The sequence below is a fragment of the Mesorhizobium sp. B1-1-7 genome (assembly GCF_006442705.1).
In the GTDB taxonomy this organism is placed as follows: Bacteria; Pseudomonadota; Alphaproteobacteria; order Rhizobiales; family Rhizobiaceae; genus Mesorhizobium; species Mesorhizobium opportunistum.
Window position 1 is genome coordinate 15,141 of sequence record NZ_VFWQ01000031.1, and the last position, 26,119, is coordinate 41,259.

Genomic DNA, 26,119 nt, shown 5'->3' on the forward strand with positions numbered 1-26,119 from the left:
GTCAAAACAAGGAGCTGGGGCAGCTAGGCGGCCTTACCGCCGGCCCCTTCCGATCCCTTCATCGGTGTCGGCAAGCAGCTTGTGCACCGCATTGCGCGCCGCCGCCGGGCGCTGCAGGCGAATGCTTTTCTCGATCGCTTCGTGCAATTTCTGCGCTCGCGGCTGGTCGCCGACCTGCCGCGTCGTGAACACGAAGAGATGGTCGAGCGCAGACTCGATCAGCACGCCGAGCGGCACCAGCAGGTCGTTGCCCGAGGCGCGCAGGATGGCGAGGTGGAAGCGTGTATCGGCGCGGATGCGTTCCGGCAGGTTCGCCGCCTCGCCCATCTCGCGGCAGGCCTGGCTGATCTCGGCCATCTGCTCGTCGTTGCGCCTTATGGCGGCAAAGGCGGATGCTTCCGGTTCGATGATGTGACGGAACTCCTGCACGGTGCGCAGGAACGCTTCGCGGTCGGGTGCGGTCGCGTACCAGGCAAGCACGTCGCGGTCGAGCAGGTTCCAGCGCTCCTTCGGCTCGACCCAGCTGCCGATCTTGGGGCGTGATGCCAAAAGGCTCTTGGCCATCAGCATCTTGATCGCCTCGCGCACCGCCGAGCGGCTGACGTTGAAGGTCTCGGCCCATTTGGCTTCGTTGGGCAGGATGCTGCCGGGCGGATAATCGCCGCGCACGATCCTGAGGCCGATCTCGCTGGCCAGCGAGGCATGGACGCTAGACCCCGAAAAGTGCGCGGCATCCACTCTGCGCGCCGCCGGATCGCGGTTGGCTTGCACCTTGGCCCGGCTGGCTTGTTTCTTTGCCTTTTCGTCCGGCATTCACGTTCCAATAGGTTCGGCCGTCTGTCGCCCGGATCGATCCGGATCTGCGCGGCGCCGATCCCGTTGCCGAATTCAAACTCTGGACGCGTCAAAGCTGGAGCCAATTGCCCCGGCTACCGCGTCTTCTGAAGGTTCGATGGAACGGGGCGCCCGTCGCCGGGCGCCCCGAAGTTGCAGCCTATTTCTGGATGCAGGTGTCGACCGTGTCCTTGGTGCATTCGTCGAGGCCGGTGAAGACCGGATCGTCGACCTTCTTGCCCTCGATGAGGTCGATCATCACCGACGGCGCCTTGTAGCCCATCTCGAACGGCCGCTGACCGACCAGCGCGGTGACAAGGCCGTCTCTGGCGATCGCCACCTCGTCGCCGATCGTGTCGGCGGCGCCGATGACGAAGTCGTTCTTGGCCAGCCGGTCCTTGAGCGGGCCGACCAGGTCGCGATAGGGCTGCGGCGCGCCGAACAGCGGCCAGCCGCCCATGATGCCGAACGCATCGAGCTTGGGGTTGGCGGCGAGGATATCGGTCATCGCCTGAACGCCCTTGGCGCCGTCGTCATTGGTGAACACCGGACAGCCTGCGACTTCGGTCCAGCCACCTTCGCCGGCAAGCGCCGAGAGCCCTTCCTTGCCCGTCAGTGCGTCGCGCATGCCTTGCGCGCGGCGCAGGATGTTGTCGGCCGCCGGATTGCCCTCGATGGTGCAGATCGTGCCGCCATTCGGCTTGGCCTTCTTGATGTATTCGCCGATCTTCTTGCCCATCAGGTAGTTGTCGGTACCGAGATAGGTCTTGCGAAGCGCGGCGTCGTCCTTGGAAAGGTCGGCGTCGACGGTCATGATCGGGATCGTCGGATTGGCGGACTTGATCGTCTGCGCGATCAGCGGCGCGTTGGACGGCGAGATCGCCATCGCGACCGTGTCGGCCTTGCTCAGCATGTCCTGGACGATCTGTGCTTCGCCGGCTTCGTCGGAAGTCGACGCCGGGCCGGTGTAGAAGCATTCATATTCCGAGCTGGCGTTTTCCTTGTTCCACTTCTCGCAGCCTTGGTGGATGGCCTCGAAGAACGGATTGTCGAGACCTTTCACCACGATGACGAGTTGCTTCTTGGCCAATGCCGGCCCGGCGCCCAACGCCATGGCGGCGACGGCGGCGAGCAAAAGTGTTTTCCTCATGTCAGTCCTCCCTTGGAAACAGACGGACACGGCGTGCCCGCCACACAAACCAGCCCGGATGCAAGATGACGAAGGCGCGAGCGCTCGTGCCATCAAGTCAGGCCGATGAGCATTTTCAGATGCGACCGGGCCGGCATTCGCCGGCACGATCGATAATAACCTCCAGCCGCTCCCGTCGCCGATGATGGCGTCAAGGGAACCAGCGTATCTTCCTCCGGCTCCCAGCTAATAACGGCGGACGGCCAACGTCAATTGCAATTTGTCCTACAAAACTGATTTTTCAAAACAGCACGAAACTATTCGTCTGACAATTGGATTTTCTTGTGCATCCGACAATTGACGCCCGCGCGGCCATTCGCGTAAATGCCGGTCATCGCTGGTTCCGGGAGGATCTGGGAGCGCGACGTGAAGGCAGCACCCTATTTTGGGTATGCGGCAAACATGGGAGGCAACAGGCTGGTGGCGGTTCTCGAACTCACCAATATCTCGAAGCATTTCGGCGCCATCCAGGCGGTCAACGACGTGTCGCTGTCGATCGAGCCCGGCCAGGTCGTCGGCCTGATGGGCGACAATGGCGCGGGCAAATCGACATTGGTCAAGATGATCGCCGGCAATTTCCACGCGAGCCATGGCATCATGCGCATGGACGGCAAGGAATTGATCCTGAACAAGCCGGCGGAAGCCCGCCAGCACGGCATCGAGATCGTCCACCAGGACCTTGCGCTCTGCAACAATCTGACGGCCGCCGCCAATGTCTATCTCGGCCGCGAACTGCGGCGCGGCGTCGGCCCATTCCGCATCCTCGACTATGCCGCCATGTACAAACGCGCCGGCCAGCTCTTCGCCGAGTTGAAATCCGAGACCCGCCCGCGCGATCTCGTCAAGCAGATGTCGGGCGGCCAGCGCCAGGCGGTGGCGATTGCCCGCACCATGCTGTCGCAAGCCAAGATCGTGCTGATGGACGAACCGACGGCGGCGATCTCGGTCAGGCAGGTCGCCGAAGTGCTCAACCTGATCCGCCATCTGCGCGACCAGGGCATCGCCGTGGTGCTGATCAGCCACCGCATGCCCGACGTGTTCGACGTCGCCGACCGCGTCATCGTCATGCGGCGCGGACGCAAGGTCGCCGACAAGGCAATCGCATCGAGTTCGCCCGAGGAAGTCACCGGGCTCATCACTGGCGCCATCGAGCAGGTCTCGTGAGCGCGGCTAATTTCACCAGGCTGGCGCGTATCGCAGCCGGCAGGAAAGGTCGATAATGGCAGCCACCCTTGACCAGACGATCGCACAGAAGCAGCACAGTTTCCTGTCGCGGCTGTTCTCCACCCAGACCTTCTGGGTGGTGATCGCCGTCATCCTGGCCTGCATTTTCCTGTCGTTCGCAACCGACGCCTTCGCCACATCGAAAAACCTCTACAACATCACCCGCAACATCACCTTTGTCGCCATCATCGCGCTCGGCATGACCTTCGTCATCATCACCGGGGGCATCGACCTGTCGGTCGGCTCGGTGCTGTGCCTGTCGTCGATGGTGCTGGCCGTCACCATGCATGCCGGCTACTCGATCGAGGTCGGCATCCTGGCTTCGATCGCCACCGCGCTCGCCATCGGCGCCTTCAACGGCATTTTGATCGCCTATCTCGGCTTTCCGCCGTTCGTGGTGACGCTCGGCATGCTATCGATTGCCCGCAGCCTGGCCATGGTCGCCTCCAACAACACCGTCGTCTTCCAATTCGGCCCGGACCACGACAAGCTTCTGGCGCTCGGCGGCGGCGCCTGGGTGTTCGGCATCGCCAATCCGGTGCTCTACATGATCCTGCTGGGGCTGATCACCGGCTTCATCCTGCGCTGGACCAAATTCGGCCGCCACATCTTCGCCATCGGTGGCAACGAGCATGCGGCGACGCTGACCGGCGTCCCGGTGAAGCAGATCAAGGTCGCCGTCTACATGATCTCGGCGCTTTCAGCCGGCATTGCCGGCATCATCCAGACCGGGTGGCTGGGCGCCGTCACCACCAATCTCGGCACCGGCATGGAGCTTCAGGTGATCGCCGCCACCGTCATCGGCGGCGCCAATCTGGCCGGCGGCGTCGGCACCGCCTTCGGCGCCATCGTCGGTGCGGCCCTCATCGAGGTGATCCGCAACAGCCTTGGCCTGCTCGGCATCAATGCCTTCTGGCAGGGCGTGTTCATCGGCGGCGCCATTCTGATGGCCGTGCTGTTCGACCGCATCCGCAATTTCAGACGCAGCGACTGAAGCTCAAGCGCCTGTCCTTCTCCCACAAGGGACCCCGTCCTTCTCCCACAGTGAGAAGGGCGAAGCGTTATTCGTTCTGGTTCCTATCGTTCAGTCTGAAAATCGGCTGAAGCGGCCTGTCATGGCTATCGGCTAACAGCCGATAGCTTGACGGAAGCGGACAACCGGCCGCACAATCCTGGATGCAGGCGAAGGGAGGCCAGTCGCCTGCGGGAGGATATACCCATGACGGAAGCGATCAGGCTCTACTGGGGCCGGTTCGGACATGTTTCTGTCCTGAATGTCGCGAGCGACTTCGTCACCCATGCCCATGTCGAGGCACATCTGATCATCTGGCTTGAAGGCACCGCCGGCGAGATGACCATCGGCCGAGAGACCGTCCGGCTCGGACCATGCACCGCCGCTGGCATCAATTCCTTCCAGCCGCACAGCCATGTCCTGTCGCAGAACGGGACGCCCGGTCTGTTTCTCGCCTTCTATATCGATCCCGACTGGGCACGCCGCCGCCGCGACCTGCCCTCTTCCGCACCGCTGTTTTCGCAGGCGGCAATCACGCTGGAACCTTGGTTGCACCAGGCTGCCGCCAGCCTGCTCGACCATCTGACCGACAATGAAAGCATCGACGACGTCGCCAATTACGAGATCGAGCGCTTCATCGACAGTGTGCTCGATGCCGCCGACGCCTCGGCGCCGCAGGAGGCGCGCGCCCGCATCAGCACCATGCAGGATTTCCGCGTCCGCAAGGCGATCCAGCTGATGAAGGCCAATGTCTGCGAGCGCATCTCCTTCGACGACGTGGCGCGCAGCGTCGGCCTGTCGCGGCCGCATTTCTTCGCTTTGTTCAAGGAACAGACCAATTTGACGCCCAATGTCTACTGGAACACGCTGCGCATGGAGGAAGCGGTGCGGCAGCTGCAGTGGTCGCAGGAGCCGCTGATTTCGGTCGCCTGCAACCTCGGCTTCACCACGCAAGGCAATTTCTCGCGCTTCTTCCGCGACCATGTCGGCGTGCCGCCGACGCTCTACCGCGAGGCCGCGCGCGCAACTGCCTGAGCCCCGACGCCTGTTTTTCAGACTCCTTGATACGCGCCCAAGACGCATTGATAAGCGCCCTTGAAATGGCCGCCCTACCCTTGCCCGACTGTCGCATTCGCAAGGGAACATCATATGCCGAAAGTCACCATCTCAAGCGTCATCGACGCGCCGGTCGAAAAGGTCTGGGCGCGCATACGCGACTTCAACGGCCTGCCGGGCTGGCATCCGCGCATGGTCGAGAGCCATATCGAGGACGGCAAGGACGCCTCGACGATTGGCTGCGTGCGCAACTTCCAGCTCGCCAGCGGCGCGCGCCTGCGCGAAAAACTGCTCGATTTCTCCGATGACAATTTCCTCGTCAGCTATTCCATCCTGGAAACGCCGCAACCGCTGACCAACCACAAGGCAACGCTGCAGCTCAGGCGCGTCACCGACGGCGACCGCACCTATGCCGAATGGACAGCCAGCTTCGACGCCGCGCCCGAGGACGCCGACAAGCTGGCCGAGGGCATGGGCACGAATGTCTTCCAGGGCGGCTTCAACGCCCTGAAAAGCCATTTCGCCGGCCAGAGCTGAAGGAGCGGGCCATGGCGCTGGCACTGCAGACTTTTGCAACGGTAAAGGATGCGAACGCGGCGCTGAAGGCGGCCGGCACCCGCTATCTCGGCGGCGGCACGCTGGTTATCCGCGCGGCCAATGAAGGCGACGTCTCGGTTTCCGGCCTTGTCAGGTCGACCGACCCGGCCCTGTCGGCCATTGCGGTCGCCGGCGGCAAGGCCCGCATCGGCGCTTCCGTGACCATGGCGGCGATCGCCCGCCATTCTGAACTGGGCCCGCTCGCCAAGGCCGCGCGCGCCGTCGGTGGTCCGGCGGTCCGCAACATGGCAACCGTCGGCGGCAATCTGTTTGCGCCCTCACCCTATGGCGATTTCGCGGTTGCCTTGCTGGCGCTCGATGCCACGGTCGGCACCGATGACGGCGAATTGCCCATCGAAGGCTTCCTGGCCGGGCGGAACAACAGCCGCGTCATAGTCACCTCGGTAAGCTTTTCACTTCCAAGTGCCGACAGCTTCCGCTTCCTGAAAGTGTCGCGGATCAAGCCCAAGGGTGTCTCCGTGCTCAGCATCGCCGCCGTTCTGGAGCGGGCTGCCGACGGCACAGTCTCCTCGGCGCGGATCGCGCTCGGTTGCATGGCCGATCGCCCGATGCGCGCCAGGGCGGCGGAAAAGGCGCTGCTCGGCCGAAGCCTGACCAAGGACGGCATCGCCCCAGCGCTGGCTGCCGCAAGCGAAGGCATCTCGCCGATCACCGATCCGATCGCCAGTGCCTGGTATCGCGCTGAAGTCCTGCCGGTCCATCTCGGCCGGCTATTGCTTGGTTAAACATCCGTCGGGGGGCGCGCGTCTGTCCGATTGCTCGGGCAGGCGCGCAAGGAGGAAACATGGCGAAAGTCCCGGTTCAATTCACGCTCAACGGCTCTGAAAAAACCGAATTCATCGAAGGCGGCACAACGCTGCTCAACGCCCTGCGCGACAAGATCGGCGATACCTCGCCGAAGGGCGGCTGCCATCAGGGCACTTGCGGCGCCTGCACCGTCATCGTCGACGGCGAGCTCCGGCTCTCCTGCCTGACGCTGGCCGAGACCTGCGATGGCGCCGCCATCACCACCACGTCCGGCCTCGCCGAGGGCGGCGTGCTGCATCCGCTGCAGCGCGCATTCCTCGACACATTCGCCACGCAATGCGGCTTCTGCACGCCAGGCATGATCATGGCCGCCAAGGTGCTGCTCGATCACACGCCCAACCCCAGCCGCGACGAGGTGATCGAGGCGCTGTCGGGCAACATCTGCCGCTGCACCGGCTACGAGCCGATCATCCAGGCGGTGCTTACCGCCGCGCGCGCCAATTCGCAGAACGCCGCCTAGAGCCGGATGATTTCAGGTCGAATCGACCTGAAACCTGAATCCGCTTCTAAATCAAAGAGATAGAGCATGATGTCGTCCGAAAACCGCTTCACACTTTTCGGCATCATGGTCTGAGGGGACCAAGAGCATGGAACTGCGCAAGAGCTACTTCGCCGATGTCCGCAAGGACGACCTACACGAGATCGGCCAGCCCAGGCCACGCTCGGATTCGCCCGGCCACGTCACCGGCAAGACCGCCTACTTCGCCGACCGTAACTTTCCCGGCATGCTGCACCTGAAGATGGTGCGCAGCCCGCACCACCACGCCCGCATCCGCTCGATCGACATTTCGGAGGCCGAAAAGCATCCGGGCGTGGTCAAGGTGCTGACCGCCAAGGACGTGCCCCACAACGTCTACACCATCCTGATCCTGATCCAGATCGGGCCCGAGGACGAGACGGTGCTGGCCGACGGCAAGGTGCGCTGGAAGGGCGAGGCCGTGGTAGCGGTGCTGGCCGAGACCGAGCGCGCCGCGCAAGAGGCCGCCGCCAAGGTCAAGGTCGACTACGAGGTGCTGCCGGCCGTCTTCGACATGGAGGAAGCGCTGAAGCCCGGCGCGCCACTGGTCAACGAATATCACGGCCAGAACTATTATCTTTACGACAGCGGCGAGTGCCGGAAGGTGCGTTTCGGCGATGTCGAGGCCGGCTTTGCCAGGGCCGACCACATACTGGAACAGAGCTACCAGTCTTCGCCGATCGAGCATGCGCCGACCGAGACCACCGGCTGCGTGGTGATGCCCGAAGGCAATGACCGCTTCACCTGCTACACCAACACGCAGGCGATGTTCTTCACCCTCGACAACACCTCGATCATCCTGCAGATGCCAGGCAGCAAGCTGCACTTCGTCGGCGGCACCGTCGGCGGCGGCTTTGGCGGCAAGGTCGACGTCATCGTCGAGCCGATCGCCATCCTCGGCGCGAAATTAACCGGTCGACCAGTCTGTTTTATCTACAGCCGCGAGGAGGAGATGCAGATCTCCTCGCCCCGCGCCGCCGAAAAGGTCGTCATCAAGGACGGCGTCATGAAGGACGGCCGCATTGTCGCGCGCAAAGTCACCGGCTACACCGATGCCGGCGCCTATTCGCGCCACTCGCCCTATGGTGCCCAGAAGGGCGCGGGGCACTATCCCGGCCCCTACACCATCCCTAACGTCTGGATCGACACTTACTGCGTCTACACCAACCGCACGCCGTCGTCGGCCATGCGCGGCTTCGGCGTCACCATCGGCGACTTCGCGCTGGAAGTGCAGATGGACAAGCTGGCGCGGCTGATCGGCATGGACCCGCTCGAATTCCGCTTCATCAACGCCTATCGCGACGGCGACATGAAGGCGCATCGCCAGCCGACGGAGGGGGCTGCCCTGATCGAGTGCATGCAGGAGGCCTCGCGCGCCGCCAACTGGCCGGTGGCGGAGAAATACATGGCGATGTCCTCCTACAACAAGGGAGCTTGAGATGGCGATCAGGCGCGGACGCGGCATTGCCGCCATTAACTATCCGACCGGCATGAACCTCGGCGGCGACCCGACCCAGGCGCTGGTCCATTCGACACCAACCGGCAATTTCATGGTGACTTTGTCATCAGTCGATCTCGGCCAGGGCATGAAGCAGATCATGGCGCAGATCTGCGCCGAGACCATCGGCGTGCCGACCGACCGTGTCGTCGTCGATACCGCCGACACCGACACCGGCCCGCATTGCATGGGCACCTTCGCCTCGCGCGGCACCCACCGCGCCGGCAATGCCGTCATCCAGGCCGCCAAGGAAGCCCGCCAGGTGATGCTGGAAGTGGCGGCGGAAGAGCTGGAAGTCAATGCGTCGGACCTCGAGACCGACGGCCAGGGCAACATACTGGTCAAGGGAGCGCCGCAGAAGTCGATCTCGATCTTCGACGTCGCGCTGTCGGCGCATTTCAAGCGCGGCCGCTCGATCTCGGGCCGCGGCATGTTCCTGATCCCGCGCTCCTATCCGGAGAAAGAGACCGGCGCGATGAAGCCATCGACCTGCTATGCTCACGCCTGCACGGTGGCCGAGGTCGAGGTCGACGACGAAACCGGCGAAGTGACCGTGCTGACGGTGAAGAACGTGTTCGAGATCGGCCGCGCCCTGAACCCCAAAATGGTCGAGCAACAGCTCGTCGGCGGCTCCTGGATGGGCATCAGCCACGCGCTCTACGAGACGACCGAGCCCTATTATCCCAACCGCGATCACGGCGGCACCGACTTCAACCAGTATCTGATGCCGGGCCCGGGCGACCTTGCCGAGACCGAGATCATCGTGCTGGAACGGCCCTCGGCCGACGGGCCTTACGGTGCCAAGGGGCCTGGCGAAATGTGCGCCAACCCGCAGATACCGGCGGTCGCCAATGCCGTTTTCGACGCGGTCGGCATACGCATCGACACGCTGCCGATCACGCCGGAGCGCATTTTGCGAGCGCTCAAGGCGCAAGCGGCGAACTGAGGCCCGAAATGTCCGGGACAAACGCCGAAACGGTCGCGACCTCGCCGGAGGCGGTGGGCGAGCATCTCGCCGCCTCGCGCTATCTGGCCGACGACAGCCTGGCGACCGCGATCTTCCTGGCGATCCGCCTGGGCAAACCGCTGCTGCTCGAAGGCGCGCCGGGCGTCGGCAAGACGGAAGCCGCGAAGGCGATTGCCGAGCTGCTCGGCCGCGATCTGGTGCGGCTGCAATGCTATGAAGGCATCGACGCCGCGCACGCGCTCTACGAGTGGAACTACCAGCGCCAGTTGCTCGCCATCCGCCATGCCGGGGAGCATGAGATCGACATCTACGACGATCGCTTCCTGATCGCGCGGCCGCTGCTGCAGGTGCTGAAGGCGCCAGAGCAGCGTGTACTGCTGGTCGACGAGATCGACCGTTCCGACCATGAGTTCGAAGCGTTGCTGCTGGAATTCCTTTCCGATTTCCAGATCAGCATTCCCGAGCGCGGCACCATCCGCGCCGCCGCTCAGCCGATCGTCATCCTGACCTCGAACCGCACCCGCGAATTGGCGGAAGCGCTGCGCCGGCGCTGCGTCTACCATTGGATCGGCTATCCCGACGCCGAGCGCGAAGCCGCCATCATCATGCTGCGCGCCGGCAATGTCGCTGAAGGCACGGCGCGCGCCGTGGCGACCGCCGTGCAGACCATCCGTGCCCGGCCGCTGGCCAAGCCGCCGGGCATCGCCGAAGCGGTCGAATGGGCCAATGCCGCCACCATCCTCGAAAAAGGCGGCAGCCCATGGCCGGAAGCCTTCCGCCGCGCCATCGGCGTGCTGATCAAGGACGAGGAGGATTTGTCCTATATCGCGCCCGAGCTCGGCCGTATCGTCGAGGAGGCGCTGGCGTGAGGAACCCCATTCCGCTACGCTGGCGGGACAGCGCCCCCCTCTGTCCTGCCGGACATCTCCCCCTCAAGGGGGGAGATCAGCTGCCATCGCGGCTTTCGCTGATCTCCAGCATCGCAAAGCTGAGCGAAGCATCGAAGCTGCCAATCTCTCCCCTTGAGGGGGAGATGTCCGGCAGGACAGAAGGGGGCGACACAGAATGATGCGGGAAACAAGCTTGCCCCGCGCCGCCCAACCTCTCTTCGGCTTCGCCCGCCTGCTGCGCCGCCACGGCTTCGCCATCGCGCCCGAGCAAGTCTCCAGCTTCATGCAGGCGGTGACACTGCTCGGCCCACGCTCGATGGCCGACATACGCGAGGCCGCCCTTGCCACGCTGGCGCCACCGCCCGACCGCCGTGACGAATTCGAGGCGCATTTCCAGAGCCATTTCTATGGCAACGCATCCGCCGTGGTCGAAGCCGACGCCGATGAGGAAACCCGAATCAAGGATGATGGCGGCGCCGACGACGAACGGATCGAAGCCGAGCAGCGACAAGAGGGCGGCGAGCTGTCTTCGGCGCTCGAGCAATTGAGCATGCGTGATTTCCAACGCGACGACGACAGGCTGGCCGCCTTTCGCCGAAGACTGTCGGTCGCCCTGCCGGCCCGCCGCTCCTTCCGAACCGTGCGCACCCATTCGCGCGGCAAGCTCGATTTGCGCCGCTCGCTCAGGGAAATCGTCAGTGCCGATGGCGATGTCCCCTCGCCGCTGCTGCGCCGGCGGCAGACCGTGCCACGCAAGCTGCTGCTGCTGATCGATGTCTCCGGCTCGATGAAGCTTTACACTGCGGACTATCTCAAGCTGGCGCACGCCGCCGTGCAGGGCGCTGACCGCGCCGAAATCTTCACCTTCGGCACAAGGCTGACCCGCATCACCGCGGCATTGCGCATCCGCGATCGGGATCAGGCGCTGGCCCGTGCGGCGGCCCAGGTCGACGACTGGGACGGCGGCACCCGCATGGGGCCGACGCTGCTCGCCTTCCTCTCGGTACCGCGCTTCTCATCCTTCGCGCGCGGTGCCGCGATCGTCATCCTCTCCGACGCGCTGGAGCGCGGCGATCATGCCGAACTGGAAACAGCCATGCGCCGGCTGAGCGCCCGCGCCTTCCGGCTGTCGCTCGCCACACCTTTGGCCGGTGACCCGCGCTTCCGGCCGGAGACGGCGGCGCTCCGCGCCATCCTGCCGGTCCTCGACGATCTGGTCGACGGCTCCTCGCTCGCCGGCCTCACCGATTTCATCCTGTCGCTCGCCCGCCCCGCCCCGGCGGCCGAGGCCATCTGGAAAAGGGTATCGTGATGCAGAAAGCCATCGACGCGCATTTCCACATCTGGCGCCAGCAGGATCAGCCCTGGCTGGTCGGTCCAATGGTGCCACGCATCTTCGGACCCTACGAGCCGATCCGCCGGGATTACCCGATCGAGGAATTCCTGGCCGACCAAAAGGGTTCCGGCGTCGAGAAGGCCGTTTATGTCCAGACCAACTGGGCCAAGGAAGACTTCGAGAAAGAGGTCGCCTTCCTGCAGAAGACAGCTGACGAGACCGACTGGCCGCACGCCATTGTCGGCTATGCCGACATGACCGTCGATGATGTCAGGCCGCAGATCGATCGGCTGATGAAATACAAATTGCTGCGCGGCGTGCGCATGCAACTGCACTGGCACGAGACGCCGGCCTTCCGCTTCGCCACCTCGGCCGACCAGGTCATCGATCCCAAGGTGCGCGCCAACGTGGCGCGGCTCAAGGACTACGGCCTGTCCTTCGACCTGCAGCTTTTTCCCGCCCAGATGAAGGATGGGCTGACGCTGGTCGGTGAAAATCCAGAGACCAACTTCATCCTCACCCATGCCGGCATGCTGACCGGCATGGAGCCGGAGACGACGGAGGCTTGGAAAGCCGGCCTGCGCACGCTGTCGGCGGCCCCCAATGTCTATGCCAAGCTCTCCGGCCTCGGCACATTCGTCCACCGCAACGATCCCCTGCTGATCGCCTACATCGTCGACAACGCAATCGAAATCCTGGGCGCGGATCACCTGATGTTCGGCTCGAATTTCCCGATCGAGAAGCTCTGGACCAGCCACGCCGAGCTGATCAAGGCGCACCGCACTGCAGCGGCAAAACACGGCGCGGCCGCCGAGGCCGATATCTTCTGGAACACGGCGGAAAAGGTGTACCGGCCGGTGTAGCGCGGGTCTTCCCCCTCACTTCACCTCGAACTGCGGATCGACCGGAATCTGCATCGCCGTCACCAGATGGTTGGTCTGGCCGGCGAGCCCGATGATCGACACCAGTTCGCCATGCTGAGCGTCGGTCATGCCCTTGGCCCGTGCTGCCGCGGTGTGCGAGTGGACGCAGTAGGAGCAGCCATTGGCGGTCGACACGGCGATGTAGATCATCTCCCTGGTCAGCGGATCGATGGCACCGTCCGCCACCATCACCACTTTCAGCTGCTCCCAGATGCGCTTCAGCGCCGGGGGATCATTGGCCAGTCCGCGCCAGAAATTGTTGACGAAATCCGATTTGCGCGTCGCGCGGATATCGTCGAATACCGCCTTCACATCAGGGATTTTTTCGACCTCGGCATCGCTCAGGAGTTTTGTGGTGGCCATGGTTCGGTCCTTTCGTTTGTGAATCAGGTGTTGAGTAATTGCGGCCAAATACCTTGGATAATTCAGTTTTTGTAGGTCGGCACCCCTAGCTTCGTCATCCTAGGCGGAGCAGGAGCGAAGCTCCGTCGCGGAGACCCTGGGATCCATTCCGTGACGTCTATCGAAGTGTGCAGCGGAGCAGAATTCCGCACCGTGGCAGCGCTTCCGAGTCCCGGCATGCATCCTGGGGTCTGCGCCGCGTCGCTACGCTCCTTGCTCCGCCCGTGGATGACGAATGGGTGGGCGCCCTGGCCAATTGTCGAACGCACCAGCCCTAATGCACCGCCGCGTACATGATCTTCTCCTCCGTAGCCTCCGCCGGCGAAAACTCCTCGACGATGCGGCCTTGCCGGCACACGAGAATCCGATCCGACAGGTTCATGATCTCCGGCAGGTAGGACGAGATGACGACCACGGCGAGGCCCTCGTCGGCCAGCCGGTTGATGATCTGGTGGATCTCGGCGATGGCGCCGACATCGACGCCGCGCGTCGGCTCGTCGAAGATGACGATGCGCGGCTGCTGCACCAGCCCCTTGCCGATCACCACTTTCTGCTGGTTGCCGCCGGAGAGCTCGACCACGCGCGCATTGTCGTTGATCGTCTTGATGTTCAGCGTCTTCGTCCACTCGGCCGAGAGCGCCCGCATCTCCTGCTGGTTGATCACCCAGGCCTTTTCGCGGCCTGCCGCCAAGAGCCCGCCAAACAGGTTCTCGGCGATGCCCATGGTCTCGAAGATGCCTTCGCTCTTGCGGTCCTCGGTGACGTAGACGATGCCGTCGGCCACGGCTTCGCTCGGCACGAGATAGCGCACCGGCCTGTCGTCCAGTTCGATCGCGCCGCCGCGCAAGAAATCGCGCTTGTATATGCCCGACACGATCTTGAACGTCTCCGTGCGGCCGGAGCCGATCAGCCCGAATACGCCGGTTATCTGGCCCTCGAAGATCGAGAAGGAATTGTTGCGCACGACATTGCTCATCGAGATGTCCTGCACCGACAGCACCTTCTTGCCGGCCTTGCGCAGCTTGGTCTCGTCGCGCTGGCGATAGATCTGTCCCGACAAGGTGCGGCCGACCATGGCGGCGACAATTCGGTCGCGGTCGAAGGCGGATGTGTCGTCGGTGATGACCAGTTCGCCGTCGCGCAGGATGGTGATGCGGTCGGCAATGGCAAGCGCCTCCTCCAGCGCATGGCTGATGAAGACGATCGACACGCCACCCGCCTTCAGCCGCCGGATCAGCGCGAAGAAGTGGCGCTTTTCCTCCGGCGTCAGCGTCGCCGTCGGCTCGTCGAAGATGATGATCTCGGCATTGTGGTGCACCGCGCGCGCGATCTCGACCATCTGCCGCTTGGCCGCCCCAAGCGTTGCCACCATGGCATTCGGGTCGACCGGAAAATTCAGCGACTGCAGGAATTGCTGTGCTGAAATATACGTGCCGCGCAGCCGATTGAGGAATTTTTCAGTACCGAGATAAAGGTTCTGCGCCACCGTCATCGACGGCACCAGGCTGGTCTCCTGGAACACCATGGCAATGCCCGCCTCGAGTGCCGCATGCGGCGACGCGTAGGCGATCTCCTGCCCCTTGTGGAACATCTTGCCCGAAGTGGCATCGACGACGCCGGCGATGATCTTGGTCAGTGTCGATTTGCCGGCGCCGTTCTCGCCAAGCAGCGCGTGGATCTCGCCCTTGCGCAGTTCGAAGCTGACTTGTCTGACCGCCGGCACGCCGCGATAATTCTTGGTGACGTTCTCCAGGCGAACGATCGGTTCCATCAGAAACCTCCCGCGTCGACGGAAAGGATGCAGTCGCCACCCCTGGAGGCGATAAGCAACTCGCCCCCCTTTTCCGCAACGCTGCAGATGCCATGGCGTGTGCCGTTGGCGCGGCTGTGCAGGCTGAATTGCGGTTGCATCCTCTGGTCGAGCCTGACCACCAGTCCGTAGGAGCGGCTCGGCGACCACGGCTTGTGGATGCCCATGGTACGGATGCCGCCGCACTGCAGCGGCTCGAGGAAGCTGCGGCTGGAGGCCAGCGCCGGCGCGATCCAGTATGCCGGCGGCACCTGGTCGATCATGTCCTGCCGGTAGTGCGTTTCCTGCAGCACGAACTCGATCAGCCGGTTGCGTGGCGCAAACAGTGTCAGCCACGCCCCGCCATCCGCGGATGGCGACAGGCGAGCAGGATAACCAGGCAGATGCGTCAGTACCGTCGCGCGGCTGCCGGTCGCGCCGTCAAGGCGGATGAGCTGATGGCGCCAGCTTTCGCTGACCAGAATGTCACGGCCGACGGGATGGAGACCGTAAGGGAAAGCGAGATCGCCGGCCACTTTGCGGAAGTCCCCACCGGCCGGGTCCCGCTTCCACAGCGAACCGGACGCGCCCTTCTTCATCAGATCGGCGGCCCATTGCGATGGCGTATGGTCGGTCGAGCCGTTGGCCAGCCACAGCGTGCCGTCCTCGGCATAAGCAAGCGCGGTGATGCAGCGGACACCAGCCGGCAGCGAAATCTCCTGGCCGCCAATCAGCAGCTTGCCGTTTTCCAACCCGACGGTCAGTTCACCCGATGGCGACAGAGCCAACGCCGTGATGGGGGACGAAAAGGTCTCGACCACCTTGGGCTCGGTTTCGGCGGCAAGCGAATAGACGGCGTTGCCGCTGGAAGCCAGCAGCCGGTCACCGGAGACCAGCAGATTATCCGGCTCGGTTAGCTCCGCAAAAGCCGGCGCATCGTCCAGCCGCGTGTTGGGCCGAAACGCACCATCCAGCGGCGGGATGGTCACCGCCTTGCCGCGAAACATATCCAGGATCGGATCGAGGATCATGATGCTGCTCCCCAATAGGAAGCCGGGCTGGTCCAGTTCGGGTCGGCGCCTGAAATCTTGTAGCGGCCGATGCGGTTGTTGAGGATGCCGCCGACGAACAGATAGCCCTTGTGCTCGCGCATCGAGGTGACCATCGGATGCGCGCCGCCGGTGAGGTCGCCCATCGCCTCGACGATGCTGCCCTTCTCCGTGAATTTCACCACGCCGCCGGTGTTGATGTTGGGAAACAGCCATTCGTCCTGCGGCAGCCGGCGGGTCATGCGCTTGCGCATGTCGGGATGGCGCAGCGACAGGTCGAAGCTCGGCGTGCGCATGCCGAGCCACGCCATCCAGTAATTGCCGTCCGACGCCCGGTTGATGTTGTCGGGATATCCAGGCATGTCGCGAATGACGCATTCGGCGGTACCGGCCTTCGGCCCCTCCAGCCAGTAGCGATGCACGCGGCAGGCCCAGCTTTCGGCAAAAAACAGCGACTTGCCGTCATGCGCCATGCAGACACCGTTGGTGTAGCGATAGCCGTCGAGCAGCGTCTTGGTCGACCCGTCCTTCGGGTCGTAGACCAGCAATCGCCCCGTGGCGCGATTCTCGATCGAGTCCAGCGCCCAGTCATGGGCATCGTAGCGCTTGGTGGAGTCGGTGAAATAGATGCGGCCGTCGGGTGCGATATCGCAATCGTTGGGGTCACGCAGCCGCGCATCGTCGATGATCGAGGTCCAGGACCGCGATGTCTCGGCCGACAGGCGTTTCACCTCGCGGTCCGGCGAGACGGAATAGAGCCCCATTGCGCCGACGCAACTGATCAGATTGCCCGATTTGTCGAAGGCGAGGCCGAGCGGAAAGCCGCCGATATGGGCAAACACTTCCGACTTGACGTAATCGGGCGCGAAAAAGCGGACGATCTCGCCATGACGCGTGCCGCAGTAGAGATTGTCGTCGCGGTCGAGGATGACGTCCTCCGGCCCTTCCAGCTCGCCAAGCCCGATATGGTCGGCCGCCGACAGCCGGTTGTCGAGTTCATAAGGCGTGCCGGAGCCGGGCGCGGCGGACTGCGTCTCGCCCATCTTGAGATAGACCGGCGCGACATAGACCTCGTTCAGCACCTTGTGACGGTTCTTCAGCCAGCGGATGTCGATGGTCACCGCCACCGCCAGCATGATGCCCAGCACCATCTGGTTGGTGCCTGTGCCGTAGCCCAGCCGGATCAGACCGTTGGTCATCGTCAAGACGATAATCGCGCCCATAAGGCCCTTAATCACCGAGCCACGGCCGCCGCCAAGGCTGACGCCCCCGACCACCGCCGCCGTCAACGCCATGATCTCGAGGTTGAGGCCAGTGCCCGGCCCTGCCCCGCTCAGCCGGCAGGCGATGAGGAAACCACCGATCGAGGCACAGAAACCGGAGAAGACATAGGTCATGAACACGGTGCGGCGCACGCGGATGCCGGCATTGTGCGCCGAGCGCCTGCTACCGCCGACCGCCAGCACGTGCCAGCCCGGCCGCGAGCGCGTCAGAGCGATGTGCGTGACGATGGCCAGGATGATGGCCAGCCACACCGAGACAGACAGCCCCCAGAAGGTGCTGTCGCCGATGAAATCGAGCACATCCGACGTCGCCGTCGAAAGCTGCACATCGGCGGCATAGGTGGTGACCAGGATGTCGAACAGCGCCCGTCCGAAGATGAAGGTCACCAGCGTGGTCAGGAAGGCGCGCAGGCGCAGATAGCCGACGAGGTATCCGTTGATGGCGCCGAAGACGAGACCGGCGGCAAGCGATGCGGCCAGCGCCAGCCAGATCGACTGTTCGAGGATGAAGAAGACATAGACGGCGGAAAAGCACGACAGCGCGAAGATCGAGCCGACCGACAGATCGATGCCGCCGCCCAGCATGACCACCGTCATGCCGGTGACGACCATCGAGAACTCGCCGAGCTGGCGGGTCGATTCCTGCAGCGAGGTCAGCTTGAAGAACCCCGGAATGATCGAGCCGAAGGTCGCCAATGTCACCACCAGCGCCAGGAAGGGAATAGCGTTGTCGGTCCAGCGTTTGGTCAGGATCTCGCCGACCAGATGGTCAGGCACGAGATTGTAGCGCCAGGACTGGAGGCGTTCGCGAAAGGACATCGGCTCACTGCGGCAAGAGAAAGAGGTGGCCAGGCAATCCGGCCACCTCATTGACTGGTGTTTGTAAGGATCGGCTTACTTGGCCGCCGCTTCGGCCTGCAGCGCCTTCAGGTCCCAGCAGCTGTCGGGCTTCAGGTCGGCCTTGGTCGTCGCCTTCTCCAGCGTGTAGATGTAGGTGTGAGAGGTGCCGGCCGGCTGGCCGCTCTGCAGCAGGAACTTGATGATGGCGTTCATGTCGCCCGACTGGCGGGCAAGGTCGGTCATCACCACGGCGCCATAGGTGCCGTCGGCCAGCTTGTCGCAGTCGGCCGCCTTCTCGCCGCCGCCGGTGGTGACCAAAAACACCTTGCCATCGAGCTTGGCGTCGCGGATCGCGGCGGAAGCGCCGGTGGCGTCACCATCCCAGAAATCGATGATCGAGCAGATGTCCGGGTTCTGCTGCAGCATCGTCGTCGTTACATTGCGCGAGGTCGTCGCATCCCAGTTGGAATCGGGCTTGGCCACCACCTTGAAGTCGGGATGCTTGTCCAGCACCTTCATGATGCCGGCATATTGGTAGAGGCTGGAGGAGTTCGCCTGGTCGCCTTGCACCAGTCCGATCTTCTTGGAAGAATTTTCGCCGCAGCCCTTGATCGCCGCTTCGGCCTCGAGCTGGCCAAGCCGGTCCCAGTCACTGCCGACAAAGGCGTCGGCCGGAAAGTTGGCGGGATTGTCGACCAGAAGTACATAGGTGCCGGCGGCCTGCGCCTTCTTCATCAGCTTGGAGTAGGAGTTGAGGTCGGGGGCATGGATGATCAGCACGTCGGGCCTGGTGTCCGACGAAATGGCGTCGGTGATCGCCTGCGCGCCGGCGTCGACCACCCAGTTCGGATCGCGCGTTTCGAACACGCCGCCCCAGGCCTCGACTTCGGTCTTCAGATAGTGCGACCAGCCTTGCGCCAGGTCGAAGCCCATCGCCAACGGCACCAGCATGACGCGCTTGCCCTTGAGCGCCTGCGCATAGGCAGCCGGACCCGGATCGTCTGCGGCAAAGGTCGGCGCCACGAAGGCGGTAACGGCGAGCGCCGTTGCCGCGGCCATCAAAGTCTTGATCAGTTTCATGTCACATCCTCTGGTTTGGTCGTTGTTGTTAGCGGCCGGCCCCAACCGTCCGCTTCCGGTCTAAATGTCGCCCTGCTGGGCAGTCTGCTCGTCGCGTGGATTGATGATGCCGTCGACGATGATGGCGCCGAGCAGGATCGCTGCCTTGATCAGGTTCTGGTAGAGCAGCGGAATGTCGATGATGGTCATGGCGTTCAAGAGGATGGCGATCAGCGCCGCACCGACCAGCACGTTGCGCACCCCGCCCCGCCCGCCCGACAGGCCGATGCCGCCGATCACCGCCACCAGCACGATGTCGTAGAGCAGCGTGGAATTGACGATGCGGGTGTTGATCGAATGTAGGCTGGCCGCCGTCAGAAGGCCGGCGACCAGCGCCACGAAAGCGGAGAGCGCGTAGCGCAGCACCAGCATTGGCCGCACCGGAATGCCGATGTTGCGCGCGGCCACCGGATTGTCGCCGGCGAAATAGATGTAGCGGCCCCATTTTGTGTAGCGCAGGAACAGGAAGAACAGGAAGGCCAGTCCCGCGAAGACGAACACCTCGATCGGAATGTCGAGGAAGCGCAGGCCGCCCAGCAATTCGACCCAATGGCCCTGCGGCACCGGCACGGCATCCTGCGTGATCAGCTGCGAGCGCACATAGCCGAAGACGAAGGAGCCGGTCGCCAGCGTGACGAAGATCGCCGGCACATCGGCATAGGCAACGAGAAAGCCATTGAGCAAGCCGATGGCGAGCACGCCGGCCAGCACATAGGCGAAGGCCAGCCCGTCCGGGGTGCCGGTGTTGAGCAATTGCAGGTACCAGGCGACCGACATCGCCATGATCGCCACGGCGGAGAGGTCGATACCGCGACCGATGATGACGACCGCCATGCCGAGCGCGAGGATCCCCAGCACCGATACCGAGCGGACGATGGCGACGAGATTGTTGGGATCGATGAAGCCCGGCAGGCCGATCGCCGCGGCAACGAACAGCACCACCGCTATGGCAAAGACAATGCCTTCCTGATTCAGGCTCCTGAAGTTCGGCCAGCCGGTCGTGTTCATGTCTGTATTCGCCCCGATGGCAGCGCTGCCATCCCGAAAACAAAAGCTAATCGGCTCAGCGCCGGTTCGTCAAATGAATCCGCGTCCGGAACGAGGCCTCATGTCGATATTCGCCGAGTGGACGCATCGATTGCCTAAGCTGGCGCACTGCGTGGAAAAGCCTGCATTTTTGGCAATTGATTGCGCCATGTCAGCTGTGCGCGAAAGTGCTGGATCAAGGCGAAAGGACAAGGCGGAATTTATCTCCGCGCCAGGCGGAAAAATTCGACTTTCAATCTCCCGGCGTGTGGCCGGAAACCTCGGCGCCGGCGCCGGGCGGCAGCACCAGAAATCGCAGCGCGGCCACCAGTCCGATGACGCCGATCGCCAGGAAGGCGATTCGGAAATCGATGAGGTCGAGCGCCGGCCCGCCCCTCACGATCTGCGACAGATTGAGGATCGCGGCCGCCACCGCGACGCCGAACAGCATCGCCACCTGCTGCAGCATCGACGACAGCGTCGCCGCCGAACTGCGCTGTGCCGCTTCGATATCGGCGAAGGCCAGCGTGTTGAGCGCCGTGAACTGCATCGAGCGCGACAGGCCGGCGACCAGCATCAGCGCCACCACCAATGCCTGTGGTGTCTGGGGCGAAATCGCCCCGCAGGCCATGATCGAGGCCGAGGCGATCAGGCCGTTGACGACCATCACCGAGCGGAAGCCGAAACGCCGCAAGGTCGGCGTCGTCACTGTCTTCATGCCTAGATTGCCGAGGAAATAGGCCAGGATCATCATGCCGGCATCGACGGGGCTGAGGCCGAAGCCGACCTGGAACAAAAGCGGCAGCAGGAACGGCGTGGCGTTGATTGCCACCCGGAAGATGGTGCCAGCGGCGAGCGTCGAGATGGCGAAAGTCAGTACCTTGAACGAGGAAAGATCGAGCAGCGGATGCGGCGCGCGCCGGAGATGCCGCGCCGCCAGCCAGCTGATGACGATGCCCGCCGCGATCAAAAGCACCGTCGGCAGCACGCCGTCCTCGGGATGCGCGATGCGCTCGAGGCCGTAGAGCAGCAGCGCGAGCCCGAACGATGTCAGGAAAAACCCCGGCCAGTCCAAAGGCTTCGGGTCGGCTTCGCGGTCGCCGGGAATGAAGCGGGCAACCAGCGCCAGCCCGATCGCGCCCAGCGGTATGTTGATGAAGAAATTCCAGTGCCATGAGAGATAGGTGGTGATGAAACCGCCGAGCACCGGCCCGACCACCGGCGCGAACAGCGCCGGCCAGGTGATCAGCGCCGTGGCATTGAGCAGCTCGGATTTCGAGGCGTTGCGCAGCACCAGAATGCGGCCGACCGGCGTCATTAGCGCGCTGCCCAGCCCCTGCGCTGCGCGCGCGGCAACGAACTCGGTCAGGTTTTGCGAGAAGCCGCAGGCGAGCGAGGCCAAAGTGAACAGCGCGATCGCCAGGAGAAAGATGTTGCGCGCGCCGAAGCGGTCGGCGAGCCAGCCCGACAATGGCACGAACACCGCCATGGTCAGCATGTAGATGGTGATGCCGATGCTCATCGCCACCGCCGGCACGCCGAAGGAGGCGCCCATCTGCGGCAGCGACGTCGAGATGATCGTCGAATCCAGCAGTTGCATGAAGAAGGCGATGGCGACGATCAGCGCCACGCGCCGCGCATTCGTGGCCGTTTCGGACAAGGCTTCAGTCTCGGGAATGGCAGTCATGACGGATCGGTTTGAACAGCATTTGGCAAGCTGCGTCCATAGACGGCGCAACAAACTTTCGTGTCGCGCCGTGGCCTGCTATGGGATGAGCGGGGCAATCGAGGAAAGTGCACGCATTGACATGAAGGCGATCTATATCGACTACCTCAATGCCCTCGACATCGACGCCCTTGCCATGACCGATGGCGAAATCATTGCCGCCGTCGAGGCTGGCCTTCTCGCCCAGGGCAAGGGCCAGACGGTGATCGAACCGCGTGTCCATCTCGAACCGGATCCATCCTTCCACGGCCATTTCAATGTCTTGCGCGGCTACGTCGCGCCACTCGATACAGCGGGTGTGAAAATCGTCGGCGACTACGTCGACAACTACCTGCACGGCCTGCCATCGGAATTCGGCATCCTCAATTTGTTCGATCCGCGCACCGGCGCGCCGCGCGCAATTCTCGACGCCACCGTCATCACCGACATGCGCACGGGCGCCGTCACCGCCATCGGCGCCAAACATCTGGCGCGCAGGAATTCCAAGGTGCTGGCCCATATCGGCGCACGCGGCACCGCCTACTGGAACGTACGCCTGCTCGATCATCTCTTCGACTTTGACGAAATCCGCGTCCATTCGCGCCGCCCGGAGAGCCGCGACGGCTTTGCCGCCAAGCTCTCCGCCGATCTCGGCAAGAAGGTCACGGCCGTGGCCGACTGGAAGAGCTGCGTCGAAGGCGCCGACATCGTCGTCGAGGCTTCGCGCCTGCCGGAGCCGCAACCCTTGCTGAAGACCGAATGGATCAAACCTGGCGCTTTGGTCGTGCCCTACGGCACGATGAGCGCGGTCGAGCTGTCGCTGACCGACATCATGCAGAAGACGGTCGTCGACGACTGGGGCCAGTGCAAAAGCGGCAAGTTCGGCTCGCTGCGCGCCCATGTCGAGACCGGCCGGCTGAGCGAAAAGACGCTGCATGCCGAACTCGGCCAGATCGCCGCCGGCCTCAAGCCCGGACGCCAGAGCGATGACGAAACCATCCTGTTCTGGCATCGCGGCCTGTCGCTGTCCGACATTGCGCTGGGCAAGGCAATGCTGACCAAGGCAGGAGAAAAAGGCATCGGCCAGAGGCTGCGCTTCGCATGAGCGCGCTCGTCCTCACCGGAACCGGCGTCAGCACAAGCGATGTCGCCACCGTCGCTCGCGAGGCGCGCAAGGTAGAGATCGGACCCGATGTCATCGGCAGGCTGGAGAAGGCGCGAAAGGTGCTCGACCAGGCCGCCGCCTCCGGCCAGCAGATCTATGGCCTGAACACCGGGCTCGGCGCCAATCTCGGCACCGCGGTCCAGGGTGATGCCAGTGCCTTCCAGCGCCAGTTGCTGGAAGGGCGCAGCGCCGCGGTCGGCGAAGTGCTGCCGGTGGAAGCCGTGCGGGCAACCATGGTCGCCCGCGCGGCGATGCTTTCCACCGGCGGCTCCGGCCTGTCGCCCGCCGTGTTTGTCGCTCTGGTCGATGCGCTCAATGCCGGTGTCCATCCGGTGATGCCGTCGCTTGGCTCGATCGGCGCCGGCGACCTTGTGCTGATGACCGCACTTGCCCGCCTGTTGATCGGTGAAGGCGAGGCCGACTATCAGGGCCGTCGCATGCCGGCCGCCAAGGCGCTGATGATGGCCCGCCTCGCCCCGATCGGCCTGGCGCCCAAGGACGGGCTATCGCTGATCAACGCCTCAGCGGTCTCGGCCGGCAGCGGTGCGCTTGCCGTGACCGACGCGCTGTCGGCGCTGGCCCAGCAGCAGCATGCAGGCGCACTGACCATGGAAGGTTTTGGCGCCAACCGCACCATCCTCGATCCGCGCCTGCACATGGCCCGGCCGGCCGCCGGACAAGCTGAAGCCGCCAAGGCGCTGCATGATCTTCTCGCCCGCGAAGAGACGCCCGCCCCGACCACCATACAGGACCCGCTGTCGATCCGCTGCATGCCGTCGATCCACGGCGCGCTGATCGAGGCGATCGGTCAGGCAAAGCGCGCCGTCGAGATCGAGCTCAACGCCGCCGCCGACAACCCGCTGGTGCTCGGTGACGACGAGCTCGTGCTGTCGACCGGCAATTTCCACACCGCCGCACTTTCGCTCGCCTTCGAGACGCTTGGCCTGGCCATCGCGCAAAGTGCGGCCGCCTGCGCGGCCCGCTTCATCCAGCTTACCGGCCCGGGCCGCAACGGCTTGCCGAAATATCTGTCGCCGGTCGGCGGCGCCTCTGCCGGCCTCGTGCCGTTGCAGAAGACGGTGACATCGATCCTGGCCAGCATCCGCCACAAGGCCAATCCGGTGATGCTCGATTTCCTGCCGGTGTCGGAAGGCGTCGAAGACCATGCCACGCAGACGCCGCTGGCCGTTTCGAAATGCGCTGCCATGATCGCGCTATGGCGGCGGCTGATCGCCTTCGAGCTGATGGCAGCCGCCCAGGCTATCGACCTGCGCGAAGGGTTGACGCTGGCGCCGCGCACTGGCGCGATCCATGCGGCGGTGCGCGCGCTTGTCCCTGCCCTCAAGGAAGACCGGCCGCTCGGTGTCGAGGCCGAAGCGCTCCATGCGGCGCTTGCCGGCGGGAATTGGACCTTAACCCCGGCCGACCTTGTCGAGAAACAGGTGTAGCTCGGCCGGATCCATGTGCACGACGTGCCTGTCCTCGGGATAGGCGCCGCTGTTGACGTCGGCGACATATTCGGAAAATGCCGCCACCCGCTCCGCCTGCAGCCGGTCATATTCGGCGGCGAAGTTGCGATAGACCTTGGAGTGGCGGGGCATGTGGCCCCGGTTCTGGCCGAGAATGTCGTCGGCGAACAGATATTGCGCGTCGCAGCCCGTGCCCGCCCCCATCGACAGCATGATCAGCGAGGTTCGCTCCGAGATCGCCTTGGCCACCTCGACCGGCACCACTTCGATCTCGGCGCCGATGGCGCCGGCCGCCTCCAGTTGCTTCACCGCCTCGAAGACCTGCATGGCGGCATCGGCGGTCTTGCCGACCGCCTTGAAGCCGCCGGTCCAGGTCGCGCGGGAGGGAATGAGGCCGACATGGCCGATGACGGGAATGGCGTCATCAGCCATCCGCTTGATCGTGGCATAGCCGGCGCTGCAATAGACCGCGTCGGCGCTTGCTTTGTAGAGCCGGAACGCCCAGCGGACGAAATCATCCGCCGTACCGATCTCGAAGAAATTCTCGCCCGGCATGGTGAACAGGCTGGGTGCTGCATCGCGATATTGCGGGTTGAGCACCAGTTCGGGCGGCACCGAGACGATGTCAACCCCCGCCCGCTCGGCGGCCTCCGCCTCGTCCAGGTTGAGCACGCGCAGCATGGTCAGCTGGCGCTTGCCCTTCATCGCACGCAGATCGGCGACGGTCGGTCTCTTTCGGCTCATTTAGATGTCCCCTGGATCGGTTGCCACACGTCAAATCTCGATCATCACCTTACCGGCCTCGATCTTCACCGGATAGGTCGCGAGATTGACGCAGACCGGCGCGCCCTTGGCCTGGCCGGTCTTGTAATTGAAGCGGCCATTGTGCTTGGGGCATTCGATGATGTCGTCCATCACCAGCCCGTCGGCCAGATGCGCCTTCTCATGCGTGCAAAAGCCGTCAGTGGCGAAGAACTCGTCATCCGGCGAGCGATAGATCGCAAAGGTGCGGCCGCCATGATCGAAGCGGATGACATCCTCTTCCTCGATGTCATCAACCGCGCACGCTTCAACCCAATCGGCCATCTCGATCTCCTCAGCTATTCGGCTGCCGCCGACATATCGACCTGGTGGAATTCGCCGCGATAGGGTCTCGCCGTCGGCGGCAATTCGCGCTTGAGGTAATAATCCTCATATTTCAGCTGCCTGAGCAGGACCGGCCAGACCTCGCGATAGGCATGCCACATGGAAGGGTTCGGCTCGGGCAGGTCGTGCTTGATCAGTTCGTGCAGCCTGGGCAGCGCGTGATAGGGCACCATCGGGAACATGTGATGCTCCACGTGGTAGTTCATGTTCCAGTAGATGAACCGGCTGATCGGGTTCATGTAGACCGTGCGGGTG

The 26,119-nt window shown here is 63.9% G+C and carries 25 protein-coding genes; 13 read left to right on the forward strand and 12 right to left on the reverse strand.

The genetic code is table 11. From position 1 onward, the window contains the following. Nucleotides 1–33: 33 nt before the first annotated feature. Together FJ978_RS31660 and FJ978_RS31665 are read right to left on the reverse strand one after the other, a co-directional pair. Nucleotides 34–813: a FadR/GntR family transcriptional regulator gene (locus tag FJ978_RS31660; RefSeq protein ID WP_013894567.1), complete on the reverse strand. Its 780-nt coding sequence runs from the start codon at nt 811–813 to the stop codon at nt 34–36. A gap of 181 nt (nt 814–994) precedes the next feature. Continuing rightward, nucleotides 995–1,984 (reverse strand): sugar-binding protein, encoded by a 990-nt coding sequence (locus tag FJ978_RS31665; protein ID WP_013894566.1) that lies wholly within the window; start codon nt 1,982–1,984, stop codon nt 995–997. A gap of 459 nt (nt 1,985–2,443) precedes the next feature. Here FJ978_RS31665 and FJ978_RS31670 point away from each other — a divergent pair, with 459 nt between their 5' ends. The 11 genes from FJ978_RS31670 to FJ978_RS31720 all read left to right on the forward strand — a co-directional run bounded on the left by FJ978_RS31670 (nt 2,444) and on the right by FJ978_RS31720 (nt 12,811). Further along, a complete protein-coding gene (locus FJ978_RS31670) occupies nt 2,444–3,187 on the forward strand; it encodes an ATP-binding cassette domain-containing protein (RefSeq protein WP_013894565.1) in 744 nt (247 codons plus the stop codon). Nucleotides 3,188–3,242: 55 nt separating this feature from the next. Continuing rightward, nucleotides 3,243–4,241, forward strand: a complete 999-nt coding sequence (locus FJ978_RS31675) for an ABC transporter permease (RefSeq protein WP_013894564.1) — start codon at nt 3,243–3,245, stop codon at nt 4,239–4,241. Nucleotides 4,242–4,466: 225 nt separating this feature from the next. After that, nucleotides 4,467–5,294, forward strand: a complete 828-nt coding sequence (locus FJ978_RS31680; RefSeq protein ID WP_013894563.1) for an AraC family transcriptional regulator — start codon at nt 4,467–4,469, stop codon at nt 5,292–5,294. 114 nt (nt 5,295–5,408) lie between these two features. After that, nucleotides 5,409–5,852: an SRPBCC family protein gene (locus tag FJ978_RS31685; RefSeq protein ID WP_013894562.1), complete on the forward strand. Its 444-nt coding sequence runs from the start codon at nt 5,409–5,411 to the stop codon at nt 5,850–5,852. A gap of 11 nt (nt 5,853–5,863) precedes the next feature. After that, complete coding sequence (locus FJ978_RS31690) at nt 5,864–6,658, forward strand: FAD binding domain-containing protein (RefSeq protein ID WP_013894561.1); 795 nt, start codon at nt 5,864–5,866, stop codon at nt 6,656–6,658. Nucleotides 6,659–6,717: 59 nt separating this feature from the next. Continuing rightward, on the forward strand, nt 6,718–7,200 hold the full coding sequence (locus tag FJ978_RS31695) for a (2Fe-2S)-binding protein (RefSeq protein ID WP_013894560.1): 483 nt from the start codon (nt 6,718–6,720) through the stop codon (nt 7,198–7,200). Nucleotides 7,201–7,327: 127 nt separating this feature from the next. After that, nucleotides 7,328–8,695 (forward strand): xanthine dehydrogenase family protein molybdopterin-binding subunit, encoded by a 1,368-nt coding sequence (locus tag FJ978_RS33455; RefSeq protein WP_140576764.1) that lies wholly within the window; start codon nt 7,328–7,330, stop codon nt 8,693–8,695. A 1-nt stretch (nt 8,696) separates the two neighbouring features. Further along, the gene (locus tag FJ978_RS33460; protein WP_140576766.1) at nt 8,697–9,701 is read left to right on the forward strand and encodes a molybdopterin cofactor-binding domain-containing protein; all 1,005 of its coding nucleotides are present in this window, start codon (nt 8,697–8,699) and stop codon (nt 9,699–9,701) included. Between the two features lie 8 nt (nt 9,702–9,709). After that, the gene (locus FJ978_RS31710) at nt 9,710–10,591 is read left to right on the forward strand and encodes a MoxR family ATPase (RefSeq protein ID WP_140576767.1); all 882 of its coding nucleotides are present in this window, start codon (nt 9,710–9,712) and stop codon (nt 10,589–10,591) included. Nucleotides 10,592–10,787: 196 nt separating this feature from the next. Further along, the gene (locus tag FJ978_RS31715) at nt 10,788–11,924 is read left to right on the forward strand and encodes a VWA domain-containing protein (protein ID WP_140576769.1); all 1,137 of its coding nucleotides are present in this window, start codon (nt 10,788–10,790) and stop codon (nt 11,922–11,924) included. Then, on the forward strand, nt 11,924–12,811 hold the full coding sequence (locus FJ978_RS31720; RefSeq protein ID WP_181176902.1) for an amidohydrolase: 888 nt from the start codon (nt 11,924–11,926) through the stop codon (nt 12,809–12,811). Before FJ978_RS31715 ends, FJ978_RS31720 begins: the two co-directional genes overlap by 1 nt. A 15-nt stretch (nt 12,812–12,826) precedes the next feature. Here the strand turns inward: FJ978_RS31720 and FJ978_RS31725 are convergent, their stop codons facing one another. From FJ978_RS31725 to FJ978_RS31760, 7 genes are all read right to left on the reverse strand, one after another. Continuing rightward, complete coding sequence (locus tag FJ978_RS31725; protein WP_140576772.1) at nt 12,827–13,234, reverse strand: carboxymuconolactone decarboxylase family protein; 408 nt, start codon at nt 13,232–13,234, stop codon at nt 12,827–12,829. A gap of 313 nt (nt 13,235–13,547) precedes the next feature. Further along, nucleotides 13,548–15,044, reverse strand: coding sequence for a sugar ABC transporter ATP-binding protein (locus tag FJ978_RS31735; protein ID WP_140576775.1), 1,497 nt, complete (start codon nt 15,042–15,044; stop codon nt 13,548–13,550). Continuing rightward, complete coding sequence (locus tag FJ978_RS31740) at nt 15,044–16,093, reverse strand: hypothetical protein (RefSeq protein WP_140576777.1); 1,050 nt, start codon at nt 16,091–16,093, stop codon at nt 15,044–15,046. Before FJ978_RS31740 ends, FJ978_RS31735 begins: the two co-directional genes overlap by 1 nt. Beyond that, nucleotides 16,090–18,213: an SMP-30/gluconolactonase/LRE family protein gene (locus FJ978_RS31745; RefSeq protein ID WP_140576779.1), complete on the reverse strand. Its 2,124-nt coding sequence runs from the start codon at nt 18,211–18,213 to the stop codon at nt 16,090–16,092. The genes FJ978_RS31740 and FJ978_RS31745 overlap by 4 nt, the downstream gene beginning before the upstream one ends. A 75-nt stretch (nt 18,214–18,288) precedes the next feature. Beyond that, complete coding sequence (locus FJ978_RS31750) at nt 18,289–19,314, reverse strand: sugar ABC transporter substrate-binding protein (protein WP_013894550.1); 1,026 nt, start codon at nt 19,312–19,314, stop codon at nt 18,289–18,291. Between the two features lie 60 nt (nt 19,315–19,374). Further along, a complete protein-coding gene (locus tag FJ978_RS31755; protein WP_140576780.1) occupies nt 19,375–20,361 on the reverse strand; it encodes an ABC transporter permease in 987 nt (328 codons plus the stop codon). Nucleotides 20,362–20,632: 271 nt separating this feature from the next. Next, nucleotides 20,633–22,066, reverse strand: coding sequence for a DHA2 family efflux MFS transporter permease subunit (locus FJ978_RS31760; RefSeq protein ID WP_140576782.1), 1,434 nt, complete (start codon nt 22,064–22,066; stop codon nt 20,633–20,635). Between the two features lie 121 nt (nt 22,067–22,187). Between FJ978_RS31760 and FJ978_RS31765 the strand changes: the two genes are divergently transcribed. Together FJ978_RS31765 and hutH are read left to right on the forward strand one after the other, a co-directional pair. Then, nucleotides 22,188–23,189, forward strand: a complete 1,002-nt coding sequence (locus FJ978_RS31765) for an ornithine cyclodeaminase family protein (RefSeq protein ID WP_140576783.1) — start codon at nt 22,188–22,190, stop codon at nt 23,187–23,189. Continuing rightward, a complete protein-coding gene (hutH, locus tag FJ978_RS31770; RefSeq protein WP_140576785.1) occupies nt 23,186–24,697 on the forward strand; it encodes a histidine ammonia-lyase in 1,512 nt (503 codons plus the stop codon). The genes FJ978_RS31765 and hutH overlap by 4 nt, the downstream gene beginning before the upstream one ends. Here the strand turns inward: hutH and FJ978_RS31775 are convergent. From FJ978_RS31775 to FJ978_RS31785, 3 genes are all read right to left on the reverse strand, one after another. Continuing rightward, nucleotides 24,662–25,462 (reverse strand): 3-methyl-2-oxobutanoate hydroxymethyltransferase, encoded by an 801-nt coding sequence (locus tag FJ978_RS31775; RefSeq protein ID WP_140576786.1) that lies wholly within the window; start codon nt 25,460–25,462, stop codon nt 24,662–24,664. The genes hutH and FJ978_RS31775 overlap by 36 nt on opposite strands. A 30-nt stretch (nt 25,463–25,492) precedes the next feature. Further along, the gene (locus FJ978_RS31780; RefSeq protein ID WP_013894544.1) at nt 25,493–25,804 is read right to left on the reverse strand and encodes a MocE family 2Fe-2S type ferredoxin; all 312 of its coding nucleotides are present in this window, start codon (nt 25,802–25,804) and stop codon (nt 25,493–25,495) included. 14 nt (nt 25,805–25,818) lie between these two features. Continuing rightward, nucleotides 25,819–26,119: fatty acid desaturase (locus FJ978_RS31785; protein WP_181180452.1), on the reverse strand; the 301-nt coding region annotated here is incomplete at its 5' end.